The following is a 17,767-nucleotide window of genomic DNA, read 5'->3' on the forward strand; positions in this document are numbered from 1 at the left end:
GCGACCGATCGGTGTTGCATGAATGCATCACCAATGGGTGAAATCATATTGCTTTTGAGGTAACGTCAAACCGCCACAAAAATGTGCGATTGGCCGGAGATAGCGTTGCCGGGCAAGGCGATTATGGTTTATGGCTGCTGCCGTCGACTGAAAAATGACGCCGAAAGGGCGGAATCCAATCATGTTCTTCAAGCGAGTTGGTCAATTGAAAGCGCCGCATCGGGCTGTTTTCCTGGCGCTTTCGGTGGTTGTTCCATCGCTCTTCCTGTCGGCCTGCATGTCGTCCGAGAAAGATGTCGATCTGTCGACCTATGTCGACCAGACGGAGCCGGCCGACGTTCTCTACAATCAGGGTCTCGCCAATCTGAACGCCGGGCGTCTGCAAGAGGCGAGCCGCAAGTTCGATGCGGTCGACCGCCAGCATCCCTATTCGGAATTCGCCCGCAAATCGATGGTGATGGGCGCCTTTGCCGACTATCGGCAGGGCAGCTATGACGAGGCGATCAGCGCGGCCAAGCGTTATCTGACGCTTTATCCGTCGACCGATGATGCGGCTTACGCCCAGTACATTATCGGGTTGAGCTACTACCGGCAGATCAAGGACGTTACCCAGGACCAGAAGGAAGCGCGCCAGACCGTGCAGACAATGCAGGATCTGGTGACACGCTGGCCGACGTCGGAATATGTCGACGACGCCAAGGAGAAGATCCGTTTTGCCACCGACCAGCTGGCCGGCAAGGAGATGCAGATCGGTCGCTATTATCTCGAACGCCGCGAGTACATCGCCGCCGTCAAGCGGTTCCGTAATGTGGTGGAAAACTATTCCAACACGCGCCATGTCGAGGAGGCGCTCGCGCGTCTTACCGAAAGCTATTATGCGATGGGCCTGACCTCTGAAGCCCAGACGGCCGCCGCAGTGCTTGGCACCAACTATCCCGATAGCCCATGGTACAAGGATTCCTACAAGCTCCTGCAGAGCAATGGGCTTGCGCCGCGCGAGAATGCCGGATCGTGGATATCCAAGGCTGGGAAGCTGATCACCGGCGCTTGACGCCAAGCAGACCTCGCGGGCTTCGCCAGCGCCGTCTGCTTGGTTTTCTTTGTTTGTCGCAGGTTCTTGTCGCAAAAACCGCAGGACACTTTTGCGGAACCTGCTGGGAAGATTGGTCCGAAGCGTGTTCAGCGCTTTTTCGGATTGATCCGATGCTAAAACAAAAAGATAGTGCGGCGCTGCGATTCCAACGGATCGCGCGCCGCATTTTGTTTCTGTGCATCTCGTTGTCCCAACACCGGGTCCACTTTTGGGCGACAGGCAATAGGTCCGGGTTCTGATGCTTTCCAGACTGTCGATCCGCGATATCGTCCTGATCGAGAAGCTGGATATCGACTTCCAGCCCGGCCTTTCGGTGCTGACCGGCGAAACCGGCGCCGGCAAATCCATCCTGCTTGATGCCTTGTCGTTGGCGCTTGGCGCGCGTGGCGACGCCTCGCTGGTGCGCCATGGCGCGGCGCAGGGCCAGGTCATCGCCGTCTTCGACGTGCCGCGCAACCATCCCGCCCGCATGCTGCTGGTCGACAACGCCATAGAGGACGATGGCGACATCATTTTGCGCCGCGTGCAGACGGCGGACGGCCGCACGCGCGTCTTCGTCAACGACCAGCCGTCCAGCGTTACGCTGATGCGCGACGTCGGCCGTGCGCTGGTCGAGATCCACGGCCAGCATGACGAGCGCGCGCTGGTCGATCCAGGCGCGCATCGCGAACTTTTGGACAGTTTTGGCGGTCATCTCGGCGCCGTGCGCGCGACCGGCGAAGCGTGGCGCTACTGGCGCGGCTGCGAGCAGGAATTTACGCGTCACCGGGCAAAGGTCGAGGCGGCAGCGCGCGAGGCGGACTATCTGCGCGCCGCGGTCGCCGAATTGACCAAACTCGATCCGCAGCCCGGCGAAGAGAGCGACCTTGCCGAACTGCGCGCCTCGATGATGCGGGTGGAAAAGATCGCCTCGGAAATCCACGATGCGCAGGATGTGCTCTCGGGGCCGTCCTCGCCTTTGCCGCAACTGGCCAGCCTATTGAGAAGGCTGCAGCGCAAGGTGACCGAGGCGCCCGGCTTGCTCGAGGACGTCGTCAAATCGCTCGACGAGGCGATGCTGTCGCTCGATGCGGCGCAGTCGGGCGTTGAAGCAGCCCTTCGCGCCACCGAATATGATCCGCAACGGCTGGAGAAGGCCGAAGAGCGGCTGTTTTCGTTGCGCGCCGCCTCGCGCAAACACGCAGTGGCGGTCGACGATCTGGCGCAACTGCGCGACACGATGGTCGCCGACCTTGCCGATCTCGACGCCGGCGAGGAGCGCCTGCACGCGCTGGAAAAGCAGGCCGCTGCAGCGCGCGAGGCCTACGATATTTCCGCCGCACAATTGTCGTCGCTTCGCCATGCGTCGGCGGTCGGACTGACCAAGGCGGTGATGGCCGAACTGCCGGCGTTGAAGCTCGAACGGGCCGAATTCATTGTCGAGATGACGAGCGACGTCGACAACCGCATGGAAGAGGGCATCGACCAGGTCGAGTTCTGGGTGCGCACCAATCCCGGCACACGGCCCGGGCCGATGATGAAGGTGGCGTCCGGCGGCGAGCTTTCGCGCTTCCTTCTGGCGCTGAAGGTGGCGCTTGCCGACCGCGGCTCGGCACCAACCCTGGTCTTCGACGAAATCGACACCGGGGTGGGCGGCGCCGTTGCCGACGCGATCGGCCAGCGGCTGGCGCGGCTGTCGAAGCGCGTGCAGGTGCTGTCGGTCACACATGCACCACAAGTCGCAGCGCGCGCGGCAACGCATTTCCTGATCTCCAAATCCGGCGGCAGCGACCGGGTCGCCACCGGCATTGCCGAGATGGACCGCGCGGCGCGGCAGGAAGAGATCGCCCGCATGCTGGCCGGAGCCACCATCACCGACGAGGCCCGTGCGGCAGCCGAGCGGCTGTTGCGCGAGAACATTGCTGCAGCCTAGGCTGTGCCGATATTCAGGTGAGGCCGGTCTGCGAAGGGCGGCTTCCTGCGCTTCCGGTGCTCACGTACTTCAAGTACGCTCCGCTCCGGTTCTCGGAAGCCGCCATTCTCGACTCGGCCTGACCTGAATCTCGACACATCCTGGGTGCTGGATTCTCCATGCGTGGAATCTGAGTCAGCAGATGGCTGCATCCTGCTGTTCAGGAATGATTTTTCCACAGGCTATCTCCCTCGCGGCAAAACCTGATTTATAGTGGCTCGCTAGAATTCGAGGATCGCAGCGCATGTCTGAAAAACCAGTCGAATCGTTGAGCGAAAGCGAAGCCGCGGATGAGCTCCAGCGGCTGGCCGAGGAAATCGCCGGCCATGATCGCCGCTATCATGCCGAGGATGCGCCGACGATCACCGACGCCGAATACGACGCGCTGCGGCGGCGCAACCTTGCCATCGAAGAGCGCTTCCCCGATCTGGTGCGCGAGGACTCGCCGTCGCGCCGCGTTGGTGCTGCGCCGGCGGAAGGCTTTGCCAAGGTGCGCCATGCGGTGCCGATGCTCAGCCTCGCCAAGGCCTATACCGACGAGGACGTCACCGATTTCCTCGAGCGCGGCCGGCGGTTTTTCGACCGCGACAAGGATCTCGACATCGCCTTCACGGCTGAGCCGAAGATCGACGGGCTGTCGGCGTCGCTGCGCTATGAACGCGGCGTGTTCGTGCAGGGCGCAACCCGCGGCGACGGCGCTGTCGGTGAAGACATCACCGCCAACCTCAAGACGATCGCCGACATCCCGGCGAAGCTGAAGGGCTCGGGCTGGCCCGAGACGATCGAGATACGCGGCGAGGTCTACATGACCTATGCGGAGTTCGAGGCGCTGAAGGCGCGCTCGGCGGCGGTTGGCGGCCAGGACTATGTCAATCCGCGCAACACGGCTGCCGGCTCGCTGCGCCAGAAGGATGCCTCGGTCACCGCCAGCCGCAATCTCAGGTTCTTCGCCTATGCCTGGGGCTACACGACAGAAGATCCGGCGCCGACCCAGTACGAATCCGTGCAGAAATTCAGGGATTGGGGATTCCAGATCAGCCCGCTGATGGTGCGGGCGAGGTCGGTCGAGGATTTGGTCGCGCAGTACCGCCTCATCGAGGCTCAGCGCTCATCGCTTGGCTATGACATCGACGGCGTCGTCTACAAGGTCGACCAGCTGGAATTGCAGCGCAGATGGGGTTTCGTCACCGGCGAACCGCGCTGGGCCATCGCCCACAAATTTCCGGCCGAACAGGCGTCGACGACCGTGCAGAAGATCGACATCCAGGTCGGCCGCACCGGCACGCTGGCGCCGGTTGCACGGCTGGCGCCAGTCACGGTTGGCGGCGTCGTGGTTGAAAACGTGACGCTGCACAATGAGGACTACATCAAGGGCCTCGACAGCACCGGCCAACCGATCCGAGACGGCATCGACGTGCGCATCGGCGACACGGTGGTGATCCAGCGGGCAGGCGACGTCATTCCGCAGATCGTCAGCGTCGTCATCGACAAGCGTCCGGCCGATGCCGTGCCGTACGAATTCCCGCACATTTGTCCGGTCTGCGGCTCGCCGGCGACGCGTGAGATCAACGAGAAGACCGGTAAGGAAGATTCGCGTCGACGCTGCACCGGCGAACTGATCTGCGCCGCGCAGGCCGTGGAAAAATTGCGCCACTTCGTGTCACGCGGCGCCATGGATATCGAGGGCCTGGGCGCCGAGAACATCGATACGTTCTTCAACGCCGGATTGATCAAGACGGCCGCCGATATCTTCACGCTCAGGGACCGCCGTCCGGCCGTCACCAAGGCGCTGGCCGAGCGGCGCGAGGAGCAGGCCAGGCAGCGCGAGGCCGCATCGGGCAAGACGCGCAAGAATGTGCGCAGTGTCGAGGACCGCAATTACGAAGGCCTCGACAAGCTCTTCGCTGCGATCGATTCGCGCCGCGAGCCGGAACTCGACCGCTTCATCTTCGCGCTCGGCATCCGCCATATCGGCGAAACGACGGCCGCCGTGCTTGCCCGGACCTTCTCGACCATCGAGGAGTTGATGCGCGTCGGCAAGGACACAGCGGCAGCCGCCGACCCGCACAGCGTTTTCCCATCGGTCAACGGCATTGGCGACACGGTAATCGACGCGCTGCGCGATTTCTTCGGCAATGAGCGCAATGACGACGTGCTTGACGCGCTGCTCGCGCAGGTCAAGCCGAAGCCGTATATCGTCACGGTCTCGGCGGACAGTGAGGTTGCCGGCAAGACCATCGTCTTCACCGGCTCCTTGGAAAAGATGACACGCTCCGAAGCCAAGGCGATGGCCGAACGGCTCGGCGCCAAGGTGGCGGGCTCGGTTTCCGCGAAGACCGATCTGCTGGTGGCCGGCCCTGGTGCAGGCTCCAAATTGAAGCTTGCCGGTGAACTCGGTGTCGAAGTCATCGACGAGGACACTTGGTTGCAACGGGTCGGCAAGGCGTGATGGCCGGCGCGTTCAACGGCTTCGGTCCAAAAGCCATCCCTTTTCTGAAGGCGCTGGATTTTCATCAAAGCCGGGAGTGGTTCCTGGAGAACCGCGACCTCTTCGAACGCGAATTGCGCGACCCCTTCGGCGATCTGGTCGAGACGCTGACAGAGCGCTTCTCAGCGGCGGGCCTCGGCCTGCGCGGCGACCGCAAGAAGTCGCTGTTCCGCATCAACCGCGATGTGCGTTTCGCCAAGGACAAGCGGCCCTACAACCGGCATCTGTCCGCGATCCTGTCGCCCGACGGCACCAAGATGGAACAAGGCGTGTTCTTCGTCCACATCGGGCTTGAGCGCTGCTTTGCCGGCATTGCCTGGTGGCAGCCGAGCCCGGAGCTGCTGCTGGCGATGCGCAAGGCCATCGCGACCCGGCCCGCCGAATTCCGCGCCCTGCTTGCGGCGCTGAAGAAAAACGGTCTGGAGCTCGACACCGAAGACTGCATGAAGCGCACGCCGCGCGGCTTCGAGCATGTCACCGAGGCTGATCTTGTGGCTGCCATTCGCAACCGCCATTTCGCCGTCCGCCATGCGATCGATCCGGCGGGAATTCATACCGCTGCACTCGTCGATGAACTCGTCGATTTCACCTTGCGCGCCAGGCCGCTGCTCGATTGGGGCAGGGCGATCCAGGGCAAGGTGTCGGGCATTTAGTTTCCGCCCGCCGGGGCCTCGATATTCCGGCTACATCCGCATCAAAAGCCCGCCATCGACGGCGAGTTCAATTCCTGTGATGTAGCTCGCTGCGTCGGAAAGCAGGAAGAGCGCGGCATTGGCCATGTCCTGCGGCGTGCCGATGCGGCCGAGCGGCGTATAGTCGGCAACCGCCGCACGCTTCTCCTCGGTATCCCAGCGCGCCTGCAAGGGGGTGAGCGCCATGCCCGGGCAGATCGCGTTCGAACGGATGCCGTCGCCGGCAAGCTGCATGGCCAGCGACTTCGAAAGCGCGCAGACGCCGGCCTTCGATGCCTGGTAGGCGTCCTGCGGTTTCGGATCGCCGCGATACCACTGGATGGTCGAGAAATGGACCATGGCGCCGCCGCGCCCGCCCGCGCGCATGACGGGAACGACGGAGCGCGCTGTGTGCACGAAGGATTTCAGGTTGATGGCGAAAACCTGGTCCCAAACATCGAGATCCATCTCCAGTGCCGATCTGTCGCGGCCGAACCAGAGCACGCCGGCGACATTGGCGAGATAGTCGATGCCGCCGCGCTCACGCCCCGCCGTGCTCACGACCTGTTCGACAAAAGCAGCGTCGGTGAGGTCGCCCTGGGCAAAGGTCAGTCTGTCGCCGTGGGAGGACAGGGTGGCCGGACGGGCCTTGAGGTCGATGGCGGTGACCGATGCGCCGGCTTCGAGCAGCGCAAGCGCGATCGCTTCGCCCATGCCGCCGCCGGCCCCGGTGACGACCGCATGCCTGCCGGTGAAATCATAAACGATCATCTCGCAATCCCTCAGTGCTTTGGCGACTCGTGACATCAGTTTCGCTGATCTGTTGGCTCAAACGAATTCGTCTGACTTTTCAGCCGCCCGAACCTACATATCAGCGCGACTCAGGAATGTGACATGTCGGCAGAGACCTTAACCGAAAATTCCGCAGCCAGCGATTTCTGGAACGGTGTGCGGCTCTCGATGCCGGTCGTCGTCGCGTCGGCGCCGTTTGCGCTGCTGTTCGGGGCGGTTGCCGTCGACAACGGATTTTCCGTGCTCGAGGCTTTTCTGATGAGCGCCCTGATCTTCGGCGGCGCCAGCCAGATGGTCGGCATTGAGCTGTTCGGCCAACACGTCGCGCCATGGCTGATCGTGCTGTCGATCTTCGCCGTCAATTTCCGCCACGTGCTCTATTCCGCCGGCATCGGCCGGCGCATGACGCATTGGCCTGTCATCCAGCAGGCCATGGGTTTTTTCGTGCTCACCGATCCGCAATTCGCGGTAGCGGAGGCCAAGGCGCAATCCGGCGAGACGGTCGGCTTCGCCTGGTATATGGGGCTCGGCTTGCCGGTCTATCTGTTCTGGGTGATCGAAAGCGCACTCGGCGCGGTATTCGGCAAGCTTATCCCAGACACCCATGCGCTGGGCATCGATTTCCTGCTGCCGATCTATTTCCTCGGCCTGGTCATGGGCTTTCGCAAGCGGCCGCTGTGGCTGCCGGTGGTCATCGCCAGTGCCGTCGCCTCGATCATCGCCTACAAGACGGTGGGGTCGCCATGGCACGTTTCCATCGGCGCCATTGCCGGCGTGCTGCTAGCCGTCATCCTGCCGCCGCACCATAGTGGCGTGGAGGCGCGGCCATGAGCGCGACCTTCTGGATCATCATCGCCGGCGCGGTCGCCACCTATCTCACCCGCATCGGCGGCCACTTGGTCATCTCGCGCTTCGACAACATCCACTCACGCGTCGAGGCCGGGCTGAACGCCGTGCCGGCGGCGGTGCTGACCACACTGGTGGCGCCAGCCGCGCTTGGCGCCGGGCCGGCCGAATGGGCGGCGCTGATCGTTGCCGGTCTGGTGTCGCTGCGCGGCGGGCTGATGGTGATGTTTTTGGCCGGCGCGGCGGTGCTTATCCTGGCGCGGCAGTTCGTGGGATAGGGCGCGTGCCTTCGCAATTGCTTCGAACGCATGCGCTGCCCCTCATTGCCCTGCCGGGCATTTCTCCCCGTATAGTGACGGGGAGAAAGAGGCTCTCCTCAAATCTTGGCGTCGTGGGGTAGCGGCGCGGTTGCTTTTTCCAGCCAGGCCAGCGTCTCGCCGTCGAGCATCGGTCCGATCTCGGCCAGCACGCGCGCATGGTATTGGTCGAGCCAATGCAATTCGTCGCGCGTCAACAGGTCGGTGCGGATCAACCTGACGTCGATCGGCGCCAGCGTCAGCGTCTCGAAGCCGTGCATGGCGATGTCGCCGCCTTCGACCGCCTCAGTCGGCGTCACCAGGACAAGATTCTCGATGCGGATGCCGTAGGAGCCTTCCTTGTAGTAGCCAGGCTCGTTGGACAGCATCATGCCGGCGAGCAGCTTTTCGGTGCCGGTGCGGGCAATGCGCTGCGGCCCTTCATGCACGGCGAGATAGGAGCCGACGCCATGGCCGGTGCCATGCGCGAAGTCGCAGCCATGCTTCCACAGCGCCATCCGCGCCACGGCGTCGATTTCGGAGCCACGCGTGCCCGGGGGAAAGCGCAGCATGGAAATGCCGATCATGCCTTTCAGCACCAGAGTGAAGCGCTCGCGCATCTCTTCGGTCGGCTTGCCGATCGGTACGGTGCGGGTGATGTCGGTGGTGCCGTCCTGGTATTGCCCACCGGAATCGAGCAGGAACAGTTCGCCATTCGCCAGTTTGCGGCTGGTGGCGCGCGACACGCGGTAGTGCATGATGGCGCCGTTGGGGCCGGCGCCGGAAATGGTATCGAAGGAGATGTCGCGCAGCGGCATCTGCGTTTCCTCGCCGGTGGTACGGCGGGTTTCCTCCAGCCTGGTGACGACTGATATCTCGTCGAGCTTGCCGGGCTTTTGGCGCTCCAGCCAGCAGAGCAGCTTTGCGACGGCCGCGCCATCGCGGCGGTGCGCGGCGCGGCTGCCGGCGATTTCGGCCGGGTTTTTGGTGGCGCGCGGAATGCGGGCAGGGTCGGCCGCTGATATGACGGCGCCGCCATTGTCCTCGATCAGCATTTTCAGTCTTTCCGCCGCCAGCACCGGGTCGAGCGCGATCCTGGCACCGCTCTTGGCAAGGGCCATGATCGCAGCCTCGAATTCGCCGGGCTCATGCAGATCGGCGAGCTGGGTGAGATAGGCGGCGACGGTGCGCGAGAATTTGCGCTGGTCCATGAAAATCTGGTGCTTGCCGTCGGCGGCGAGCACGGCGAAGCCAAGCGCCAGCGGCGTGTGCGGCACGTCACCGCCGCGAATGTTGAAGGTCCAGGCGATGGAAGAGGGGTCGGTCAGCACGGCATGGGTGGCGCCGTCCTTGGCGATTGCCGCGGCCAGCCGCGCCAGCTTGTCTTTGGCCAGCTCGCCGGCAAAGCCGATTGGGTGAATCTCGACCGGCGCCAGTGGCAACTCAGGCTGATCCTTCCAGATGATGTCGATCGGGTTCCTGTCGAGCGGCACCAGGGTCGCGCCCGATTGTTCGGCCGCAGCCTTCAGCGCCTTGACCTCGCCCAGCGTGTGCAGCCACGGATCGAAACCCAGCCGCGCGCCCTTGCCGAGATTATCCTTGATCCAGCTGGCCGGCGGGTTGTCGACCAGGCTTTCGATGGAAAAGATCTCGAGATCGACCTCATGGCGCACCTGCAGCGTGTAGCGTCCGTCGACAAACATGAAGGCGCGGTCGGCCAGCACGATGGCGACGCCGGCCGAACCGCTGAAGCCGGTCAGCCATTTCAGCCGCGCCGAGCGGTCGGCGACGTATTCGCCCTGGTGCTCGTCGGCGCGCGGCACGATGAAGCCGTCCAGCCCGTTGGCCGCCAGCCATTGGCGCAGCAGCGCCACGCGCGGCTTGCCCACTGAGGGGTCGCCGGCGGAATCGAAGGTCTGGAACATAGTGGCCTCCTCGGGTGCTTGGGGCCAAGCGTAGCGCATGAGCCCGAAAACCGGAATCGATTTCCGGACGTTCCAGACCGGCAATCCATAGCTCTGATTTGGTCCAGATCACCGCTTGAGGTGGATCGTCACCCAGCCCTCGCGGTGCGTGGTCCTGACATGGCGGAATTGCTGGCCGACATAGGCCGACACCACGGCGTCGCGCTGACGGTCGAGGATGCCCGACAGCACGATCGAGCCGCCGAGCGAAATATGCCTGGCCATCTCAGGCGCCAGCCGCATCAGTGGCCGCGCCAGTATGTTGGCGACGATGAGGTCGAACGGCGCGCGCGCGGCAAAGATCGGGTGATGGAAGCCCGGCGCCGTCACCGTTTCAACCAGCGCCTTGACGTGGTTGAGGCGGGCGTTGGCGGCAGCGACCTTGACGGCGATCGGATCGATGTCGGTCGCCAGCACCGGAATATGCGCCAGCTTGGCAACGGCGATCGCCAGCACCGCGCTGCCGGTGCCAAGGTCGAGCGCGTTGCGCGGGTGCTCGCGCCGCACGACTTGCTCCAGCATTTCAAGGCAGCCGGCGGTGGTGCCGTGATGGCCGGTGCCGAAGGCCAGCCCCGCCTCGATCTCGATGGCGAGCTCGCCATTGTGGCGCTTCCTGCGGTCATGCCCGCCATGGACGAAGAAGCGGCCGGCGCGCACCGGCTTCAACCCCTCCAGCGAGTGCGCCACCCAGTCGATGTCGGGCAGGGATTCGCGCTCGATCGGCTTCGACAGAGCGAGGCCGGCGAGAATGTCTTTGACGCGCGTCTCGACGGCATCGACGTCATCGTCGGCGTAGAGCGACACTTCGTGGATGTCGCGGTCTTCGTCGACCTCCAGCACGGCGATCGGCAGGCCGTCATCCTCGAAGGCCGTCTCAAGGGCGGCAAAGATGCGGTCAGCGTCGATCTTGCCGGCGGTGAAGTGGAGACGTGTCTGGGTCATAGACGGTATGTCAGCCTTCCGCCGCCAGCCGCTTCAGCTTGGCGATGGCGGCGTCCGGGCTTTCGCCATAGGCGATCGTGCCGGAGAACTCACCCTTGCCGTTGAGCAGCAACACCGAGGCCGTATGGTCCATCGTGTAGTCGCCGTCGCCGGTGTCGACCTTTTTCCAGTAGATGCCGAAGGACTTGGCCATGGCGTGGACCTTGTCCGGATCGCCGCTGATGCCGACAATGCGGTCGGAGAAATTGCTGACATAGGTGTTCATGAGTTCGGGCGTGTCGCGCTCCGGATCGACCGAAACGAAATAGGCGTGCAGGTTCTTGCCGTCGTCGCCCATCGTCTTCAGCCAGCCCGCGAGTTCGAACAAAGTGGTCGGGCAGACTTCCGGGCAGTGGGTGAAGCCGAAGAAGACGACGCTGGGATGGCCTCTGAAGGCGGCTTCGGTGATCGGCGCGCCCTTCTGGTCGACCAGCGTGAAGGCGCCGCCATATGGCTCGCCGCCATAGTGTCCCCGGTACCAGTCGAAGGTGAGCCAGCCGATGCCCGCCGCCATCAGGACGAGAATGCCGACCAGAATTGAACGCATCATCAGGGATTGTCCGTCGTGATTTTCATTGGGTGCTGGATCAGCACCATTCGGCGAACACTCTTAGCGGGTTGCCCGCGCACACGCAAAGAGGTCGCGTTGCCGCAACCGGTCTTCGATACCACCTTACCAAATCGTAATTTGAACGGTTCGGACCCCCGCCTATTTTGATTGTCTGCGCTTTTGCAGCGGAACCAGCCCATGCCGGACATGCCTGTCGCCTCCTATTCAAAGTCCCAGATCTGGCTGCACTGGAGCATTGCCGTGCTGATCCTGGTGCAATTCCTCGCCCATGACGGCATGGAACATGTCTGGCGCGCCTTGCGCCGGGGTCAGGAGGCGTCGCCCGGCGATGTGCCGCTGGCCTATTTGCATGTCGTGATCGGCCTCGCTGTGCTGGTCCTGGCAAGCTGGCGGCTCTGGCTCAAGGCCACGCGCGGCGTTCCGCCGGTTTCGGGGATGGAGCACAAAGCGCTGCGGCTGCTGGCCAAGGCGACGCATCTTGTCATCTATGGGCTTATCTTCATCGTGCCGCTGTCGGGCGCCGCCGCCTGGTTCCTTGGTGTGCCGGGGGCAGGGCTGGTGCATGTGCTGGGCAAGAACATCCTGCTCTATGTCGTGCTGTTGCACACGGCCGGCGCGCTGGTTCAGCATTTTGTCCTTAGGAGCGACGTGCTGCGGCGGATGCTCGCGTTCGGCCAGGCCTAGCTTGTAAACGGGGCGAGCTTATCCCACCTGATGTCGGCAACTCGAACCCGCAGGAGGCTCCCTTGCAGAAACTGATCGGCGGCGTGTTGGCCGCATGCTTTGTCCTTGGTGCCGGCTCAGCTGTTGCCGAGGAAGTCGGCAAGGTCGGCGTCGACTGGCTCGGCAACGACATCATCGTCGAGGCGATCAAGGATCCCAAGGTCGAGGGCGTCACCTGCCACGTCTCCTATTTCGATCGCGGCGTCATCGACCGCCTGCAGAAAGGCAACTGGTTCGAGGACCCTTCCGATTCCTCGATCTCCTGCCGCCAGACCGGGCCGATCACCATCGGCGATATCGACATGAGCGAGGCCGGTGAGGAGGTGTTCAAGCAAGGCATCAGCCTGATCTGGAAGAAGCAGGTGGTGAACCGCATCTACGACAAGACCAACGAAACGCTGATTTACCTGTCGCATTCACGCCAGGTGCAGGACGGCTCGGCCAAAATGTCGGTCACTACCGTTCCGCTCTACGGCCAGAACGTGGTGTGGACCAGCGGCAAGCCGAAATAAGGTTGGCAACAGCTGACGGACGATTGGTCCCGCTTGCGGGACCAATCGCTCGGGCGTAAATCGCCCGCATGGACCGTCCGGAAAACCTTGTCCTGAAAGACCCCGAACCGCGCATTCATCCGACCGCGGAGCTGAAGGCGTGCAAGCTTGGGCGCTACGCCTCGATCGGCGAGCGCGTCGTGCTGCGCGAAGTGACGGTCGGCGATTTCTCCTATTTTGAGCGCCATTCGGAAGCGATCTACTCGACGATCGGCAAATTCTGCTCGATCGCCGCCAACAGCCGCATCAATGCGCTGGAGCATCCGATCGAACGGGTGACCCAGCACAAGGTCAGCTACCGGCCGAACGAATATTTCCGCTGGCTGGGTGTCGACACCGCGTTCAAGGCGCGGCGGCAGGCCAAGGCGGTCACCATCGGCCACGATGTCTGGATCGGTCATGGCGCGGTGATCATGCCCGGCGTGAGCATCGGCAATGGCGCGATCGTCGGCGCCAATGCGGTGGTGACACGCGATGTGCCGGCCTATGCGATTGTCGCCGGCGTGCCGGCCAAGCCGCTGCGGCCGCGTTTCACTGGTGAGATTGCTGCGCGGATCGAAACCCTCGCCTGGTGGGACTGGACGCCGGAAAAGCTGGCTAAAGCGGTCCCCGATATGCAGGCCATGCCGATCGAGGCTTTCCTCGACCGCTGGGAAAACGACGCTTCCTGAGCTCGTCAGGCGTGTATGCGTTGTTCACGAAATCCTTTTCGGCAGGGAACCCGGAGCGGCAGCCGGTTGTTTCTCCCCGGCGCGAGATGATCTCGTCCGGGGTCATCTCGTCGCCGCCATTTTGGGATTTTTCAGATGTTCGAGAAACTTTTTACGAAGGTCGCCAACGAGGTCGCGCACCTTGCCGGCCTGCCGCTGACTTTTGCCGCCTGTTGCCTGATCATCGTGGTCTGGGCGGGAAGCGGGCCGCTCTTCGGCTTTTCCGATACCTGGCAGCTGGTTATCAACACCGGCACGACGATCATCACCTTCCTGATGGTGTTTCTGATCCAGAACACGCAGAACCGCGATGGTGCGGCGATCCAGGCCAAGCTCGACGAGCTGATCCGGGTCAGCAAAGGCCACAATCATTTCATCGGCATCGAGCACCTGACCGAATCCGAAGTCGAGGAAATCCGCGACCGCTGCGAACGCGCGGCCAAGCGGCATGACCGGGAGATCGCCGATATGGCCGCCAAGAAGGCCGTGGCGCAGAAGCGCGGCGCGAAGAAGCAGGCGGCTTGAGCGTCAGCCTTTCATGAAAGCTGCGAAAGCATCCTTGTGGTCGGGGTGCCAGCGCGACAGAGCAGGGCGGTTTTCGATGATGTCGCCGATCGCCCAGGCCATGCGCTTTTCGTCCATCGGCCGCGCTGCCTCGTTGTCGGGGCACAGAATATAGAAATCGCCACGCAGCAGCGACGCCAGCATGAAGTCGATGACCTGCTCGCCGGTCCAGGCGCCGGCCGGCTTTTCAGTCGCCCCCTCGGTCAGGCCGGTAAAGGTGAAGCCCGGGATCAGCAGATGTGCGCTGATCCTGGCGCCCGGCTCGTTGCGCAATGCATGCGCCAGGCCCTCGGTGAACGTTTTGACGCCTGATTTGGAGACGTTGTAGGCGAGGTTGCCGGGTGGCGTGGTGATGCCTTGCTTGGAGCCGGTGTTGACGATCAGGCCAGCTTTTCCCGATGCCAGCATGCGCGGGGCAAAGGCCTCGACACCGTGGACGACGCCCCAGAAATTGATGTCCAGCAGCCGCTTCCAGGCGTCGCGGTTCTCCCAGGGCTTTCCCGGATTGTTGCCGACGCCGGCATTGTTCATCAGCAGCGACACGTCGCCGAAGGCGGCGAACGTCTTTTCGGCCAGCCGGTTGAGGTCGTCGGCCTTCGCAACGTCGGTGGCGATGGCGAGAACCCCATCGTTGCCGGCAATCGCGGCAACAGTGCGGGTGGCTTCGTCGAGGCGCGCACCAGCGATGTCGGCAAGCACGATCTTCATGCCCATCGCCGCCAGCCGCTTGGCGGCGGCAAGGCCGATGCCGCTGGCGCCGCCGGTGATGACGGCGACGTTGCCTGGGCTAAGGGCGGGCAGAGCGGTCTGGATCTCGGCATCGGTGGTCATGATTTCTTCCTTGTCTTGGGTTGCGCCGAACTTAGCGCGGGATGCGCTTCGTGCAAGGCCGTCCAGCGTGTTCGGGTTGACCGCGTCCGCGACGGCTGCGCATGTTGCGGCTGAACAGGGAGACTGCGGATTGGCCGACTGGATCGAGATCCTTAGAGAACAGACCGCCACAGGCGACCAGATGGGTCGCGAGGTGCCGCAAATGCTGGCCAATCCTGATATCAGCGAGGCGCAGGTGAAGACGCTGTTTTCGGCGCTCGAAAAGCAGGCCGAGTTCGTCGAGAAACTGCGCATGGCGCTGGAGAAATTCGGCCATGATTTTTCAATCATCAAGGCGGCCGAGCGGCTGGAGGAGCGCTATGCCGATCTCGCCGCTTCGGTCGCCGAAAAGCTGAAGGCGATGCGCAAGTAGAAGCGGCAGGCGCTACTTTTCGAGCACCCGGGAAAAACGCCGATCCGGCACGAACCAGATCGCGGCCACCAGCACGAAGATCGCAACGCCGATCCATTGGTTGACGAAGGCAAGCGGGACGGCGCAGATGTAGAGGGCCACCGAGATCTTGCCCTTGCGGTCATTGCCCAGCGCCTTGGCGAAGGCAGTCTCGTGGCCGTGCAAATGGTGCAGCTTGGTGACGAGAATGGTGTAGGCAACCGCGCACAGCACCAGGTCCACGCCATAGACCGCTACGGGGACCGGCGCGAAATGGTTCTCGCCCATGAAGGCCGTCGTCGCCGGAATCAAGGACAGCCAGAACAATAGGTTGAGGTTTGCCCACAGCACGCCGCCATCGACGCGCTGCACGGTGTGAAACATGTTGTGCAGATTGTTCCAGTAGATGCCGACATTGATGAAGGACAGGACATAGCAGAGGAAGATCGGCCACAGCGGTTCCAGGGCTGAAAGATCCTCGCCATGCGGCACTTTCAGCTCCAGCACCATGATGGTGATGATGATGGCGACGACGCCATCGGTGAATGCCTCGACCCGGCCTTTGCCCATATGTGCTCCCCTCAAATCATTTTGAAATCTACGCAATGGCCGGATGCACCGCTACCCGCCATGTGGCTGGGCGAACCGGCTGGCGCCAAACCATTCAGCCGTTTGGTGTCTCGGGCGTAATATTGGCGCGCTGGCGCGGTATGCCAAGGCCGGTGTCGGGCGGCTCACCGGCCGCCGGCCTGTCCTCGATCATGTGCATGGTGCGCCAGCGGCCGAAGCGGTAGTAGGCGGCGGCGAGCAGCAGCGAGGTGATCGATCCCGCGGGAAAGCTCCACCACAGCGCTTCCTCGCCGATCACGCTACGCATGAAATAGGCAAAGCCGGTGCGCACGATCAGTACCGAGATCACCAGGATGATCAGCGGCGGCATCACCGCACCGGTGGCGCGCACGGTGGCGAACAGCACGATGGTGATGCCGAACAGGATGAACGACCAGGAGGCGACCTTGTTGATGTGGGCGGCGATGTCGATCGCGGTGCTGTCGCTGGAGAGGAACAGGCTGAGCACCGAACGGTCGAAGACGAACAGCACGGCGACCAGGGCGCCGGTCAAAACCAGATTGAAGCCGACGCCGGACGCGGCGATGCGGCCGATCCGGTCCCAGCGGCCGGCGCCGACATTTTGCGCCGCCATCGAGGACACCGCCGCGCCGATGGCCAGCGCCGGCATCTGGATATAGGTCCACAGCTGCGCGGCGATGCCGTAGGCGGCGGCGACCTGCGAGCCATAGGAGTTGACCATGCCCATCACGGTCAGCGCTGCCGCCGAGATGACGATCATCTGCAGGCCCATCGGCACGCCCTTGAAGACGACGATGCGCAGCAGCGCCGGGTCCGGCCGCAGCAAGGCCAGGTTGGCGCCGGCGAGCCTGAGCGGGTGCTTGCGCGCATAGAGCACGACGAGGATGGCAATCACGCTCACCGTCTGGCCGATCAGTGTCGAGGTGGCCGAGCCGGCAATGCCGAGCTCGGGGAAGGGGCCGATGCCGCGGATGAGCAGCGGGTTCAAGACGATGTCGAGCACGACCGCGAGCGCCATGAAGAAAAACGGCGTGCGCGAATCGCCGGCGCCGCGCAGCACCGTCATGACGAAGGACAACAGGTTCATCATCGGCACGGCAACGAAGATGATGCGCAGATAGGAGCGGGCCAACGGCAGCGCGTCGGCCGGCGTGCCCAGCGTGTTGAGGATGGCATCAACCCAGATCCAGCCGCAGACCGCGAACACCACCGAGACGATGAAGAAAAAAGTGGCGCTGGTGCCGACGATGCGCCGCGCCTCCGGCAGATCACGCGCGCCGACCGATTGCGCCACCAGGATGGTCGCCGCCATGCCGATGCCGAACACCGTGCCGAGGATCAGGAACAGTACCAGATTGGCATTGGACGTGGCGGTCAGCGCCGATTCGCCGAGGAAGCGGCCGACCCAGACGGCGTTGATCGAACCGTTGAGCGACTGCAGCACGTTGGAGCCGAGCACCGGCAGCGCGAACAGCAGCAGCGTGCGCGGGATTGGGCCGCTGGTCAGGTCGCCGGTGCGCCGGCGCGTGGGCATTTTTTCGTCCATGGTGGGCCGCTCGGCGCTGTCTCAGTCCGGTCGCAATGATCGCCGATTTAACGGACAAGGTCGATGCGGCATCGGAACATTCCGCTTTGCGCGCCTGCGCCAATCAGGTTCTCAAAGCATTCGGAATGGAATATGGATCGTCGCCGCGTGGGGCGCAAATCGGGGGGA

18 protein-coding genes are annotated in these 17,767 nt (G+C 63.4%); 11 read left to right on the forward strand and 7 right to left on the reverse strand.

Annotation, left to right across the window (positions count from 1 at the left end; genetic code table 11):
• Positions 1–181 precede the first annotated feature (181 nt).
• From AC1D0N_RS13670 to AC1D0N_RS13685, 4 genes are all read left to right on the forward strand, one after another.
• Positions 182–1,051, forward strand: a complete 870-nt coding sequence (locus tag AC1D0N_RS13670) for an outer membrane protein assembly factor BamD (RefSeq protein WP_477244636.1) — start codon at positions 182–184, stop codon at positions 1,049–1,051.
• A gap of 280 nt (positions 1,052–1,331) precedes the next feature.
• On the forward strand, positions 1,332–3,005 hold the full coding sequence (recN, locus tag AC1D0N_RS13675; RefSeq protein ID WP_477244638.1) for a DNA repair protein RecN: 1,674 nt from the start codon (positions 1,332–1,334) through the stop codon (positions 3,003–3,005).
• 283 nt (positions 3,006–3,288) lie between these two features.
• Positions 3,289–5,493 (forward strand): NAD-dependent DNA ligase LigA, encoded by a 2,205-nt coding sequence (gene ligA, locus AC1D0N_RS13680; protein ID WP_477244640.1) that lies wholly within the window; start codon positions 3,289–3,291, stop codon positions 5,491–5,493.
• Positions 5,493–6,185 (forward strand): DUF2461 domain-containing protein, encoded by a 693-nt coding sequence (locus AC1D0N_RS13685; protein ID WP_477244642.1) that lies wholly within the window; start codon positions 5,493–5,495, stop codon positions 6,183–6,185. The genes ligA and AC1D0N_RS13685 overlap by 1 nt, the downstream gene beginning before the upstream one ends.
• A 30-nt stretch (positions 6,186–6,215) precedes the next feature.
• On the opposite strand, the gene AC1D0N_RS13690 is transcribed toward AC1D0N_RS13685, so the two are convergent.
• Positions 6,216–6,974 (reverse strand): SDR family NAD(P)-dependent oxidoreductase, encoded by a 759-nt coding sequence (locus AC1D0N_RS13690; protein WP_477244644.1) that lies wholly within the window; start codon positions 6,972–6,974, stop codon positions 6,216–6,218.
• Between the two features lie 123 nt (positions 6,975–7,097).
• Between AC1D0N_RS13690 and AC1D0N_RS13695 the strand changes: the two genes are divergently transcribed.
• A complete protein-coding gene (locus AC1D0N_RS13695) occupies positions 7,098–7,826 on the forward strand; it encodes an AzlC family ABC transporter permease (protein WP_477244646.1) in 729 nt (242 codons plus the stop codon).
• Positions 7,823–8,119: an AzlD family protein gene (locus AC1D0N_RS13700; RefSeq protein ID WP_477244648.1), complete on the forward strand. Its 297-nt coding sequence runs from the start codon at positions 7,823–7,825 to the stop codon at positions 8,117–8,119. Before AC1D0N_RS13695 ends, AC1D0N_RS13700 begins: the two co-directional genes overlap by 4 nt.
• 98 nt (positions 8,120–8,217) lie before the next feature.
• Here AC1D0N_RS13700 and AC1D0N_RS13705 read toward each other — a convergent pair whose 3' ends face one another.
• The 3 genes from AC1D0N_RS13705 to AC1D0N_RS13715 form a co-directional block, all read right to left on the reverse strand.
• Complete coding sequence (locus AC1D0N_RS13705) at positions 8,218–10,062, reverse strand: aminopeptidase P family protein (RefSeq protein ID WP_477244650.1); 1,845 nt, start codon at positions 10,060–10,062, stop codon at positions 8,218–8,220.
• A gap of 108 nt (positions 10,063–10,170) precedes the next feature.
• Entirely contained in the window at positions 10,171–11,043 is an 873-nt protein-coding gene (locus tag AC1D0N_RS13710) for a 50S ribosomal protein L11 methyltransferase (protein WP_477244652.1), read from the reverse strand.
• 10 nt (positions 11,044–11,053) lie between these two features.
• Complete coding sequence (locus AC1D0N_RS13715; protein WP_477244654.1) at positions 11,054–11,632, reverse strand: SCO family protein; 579 nt, start codon at positions 11,630–11,632, stop codon at positions 11,054–11,056.
• A gap of 198 nt (positions 11,633–11,830) precedes the next feature.
• On the opposite strand from AC1D0N_RS13715, the gene AC1D0N_RS13720 reads away from it, so the two are divergent.
• The 4 genes from AC1D0N_RS13720 (at position 11,831) to AC1D0N_RS13735 (ending at position 14,162) form a co-directional block, all read left to right on the forward strand.
• Positions 11,831–12,337 carry a cytochrome b gene (locus AC1D0N_RS13720; RefSeq protein ID WP_477244656.1) on the forward strand — a complete coding sequence of 169 codons (507 nt, stop codon included), beginning with the start codon at positions 11,831–11,833 and terminating at the stop codon, positions 12,335–12,337.
• 62 nt (positions 12,338–12,399) lie between these two features.
• Entirely contained in the window at positions 12,400–12,888 is a 489-nt protein-coding gene (locus tag AC1D0N_RS13725; protein ID WP_477244658.1) for a CreA family protein, read from the forward strand.
• A gap of 68 nt (positions 12,889–12,956) precedes the next feature.
• Positions 12,957–13,598, forward strand: coding sequence for a DapH/DapD/GlmU-related protein (locus AC1D0N_RS13730; protein WP_477244660.1), 642 nt, complete (start codon positions 12,957–12,959; stop codon positions 13,596–13,598).
• Between the two features lie 135 nt (positions 13,599–13,733).
• A complete protein-coding gene (locus tag AC1D0N_RS13735) occupies positions 13,734–14,162 on the forward strand; it encodes a low affinity iron permease family protein (RefSeq protein WP_477244662.1) in 429 nt (142 codons plus the stop codon).
• A gap of 3 nt (positions 14,163–14,165) precedes the next feature.
• Here AC1D0N_RS13735 and AC1D0N_RS13740 read toward each other — a convergent pair whose 3' ends face one another.
• The gene (locus AC1D0N_RS13740) at positions 14,166–15,032 is read right to left on the reverse strand and encodes an SDR family NAD(P)-dependent oxidoreductase (RefSeq protein ID WP_477244664.1); all 867 of its coding nucleotides are present in this window, start codon (positions 15,030–15,032) and stop codon (positions 14,166–14,168) included.
• A 130-nt stretch (positions 15,033–15,162) separates the two neighbouring features.
• Here AC1D0N_RS13740 and AC1D0N_RS13745 point away from each other — a divergent pair, with 130 nt between their 5' ends.
• Complete coding sequence (locus AC1D0N_RS13745) at positions 15,163–15,444, forward strand: hypothetical protein (RefSeq protein WP_477244666.1); 282 nt, start codon at positions 15,163–15,165, stop codon at positions 15,442–15,444.
• 12 nt (positions 15,445–15,456) lie between these two features.
• Here the strand turns inward: AC1D0N_RS13745 and AC1D0N_RS13750 are convergent, their stop codons facing one another.
• Both AC1D0N_RS13750 and AC1D0N_RS13755 read right to left on the reverse strand, forming a co-directional pair.
• On the reverse strand, positions 15,457–16,032 hold the full coding sequence (locus AC1D0N_RS13750) for a TMEM175 family protein (RefSeq protein ID WP_477244668.1): 576 nt from the start codon (positions 16,030–16,032) through the stop codon (positions 15,457–15,459).
• A 94-nt stretch (positions 16,033–16,126) separates the two neighbouring features.
• Complete coding sequence (locus AC1D0N_RS13755) at positions 16,127–17,599, reverse strand: MATE family efflux transporter (RefSeq protein WP_477244670.1); 1,473 nt, start codon at positions 17,597–17,599, stop codon at positions 16,127–16,129.
• Positions 17,600–17,767: the final 168 nt, after the last annotated feature.

Source organism: Mesorhizobium sp. P2_E10, assembly GCF_056404235.1.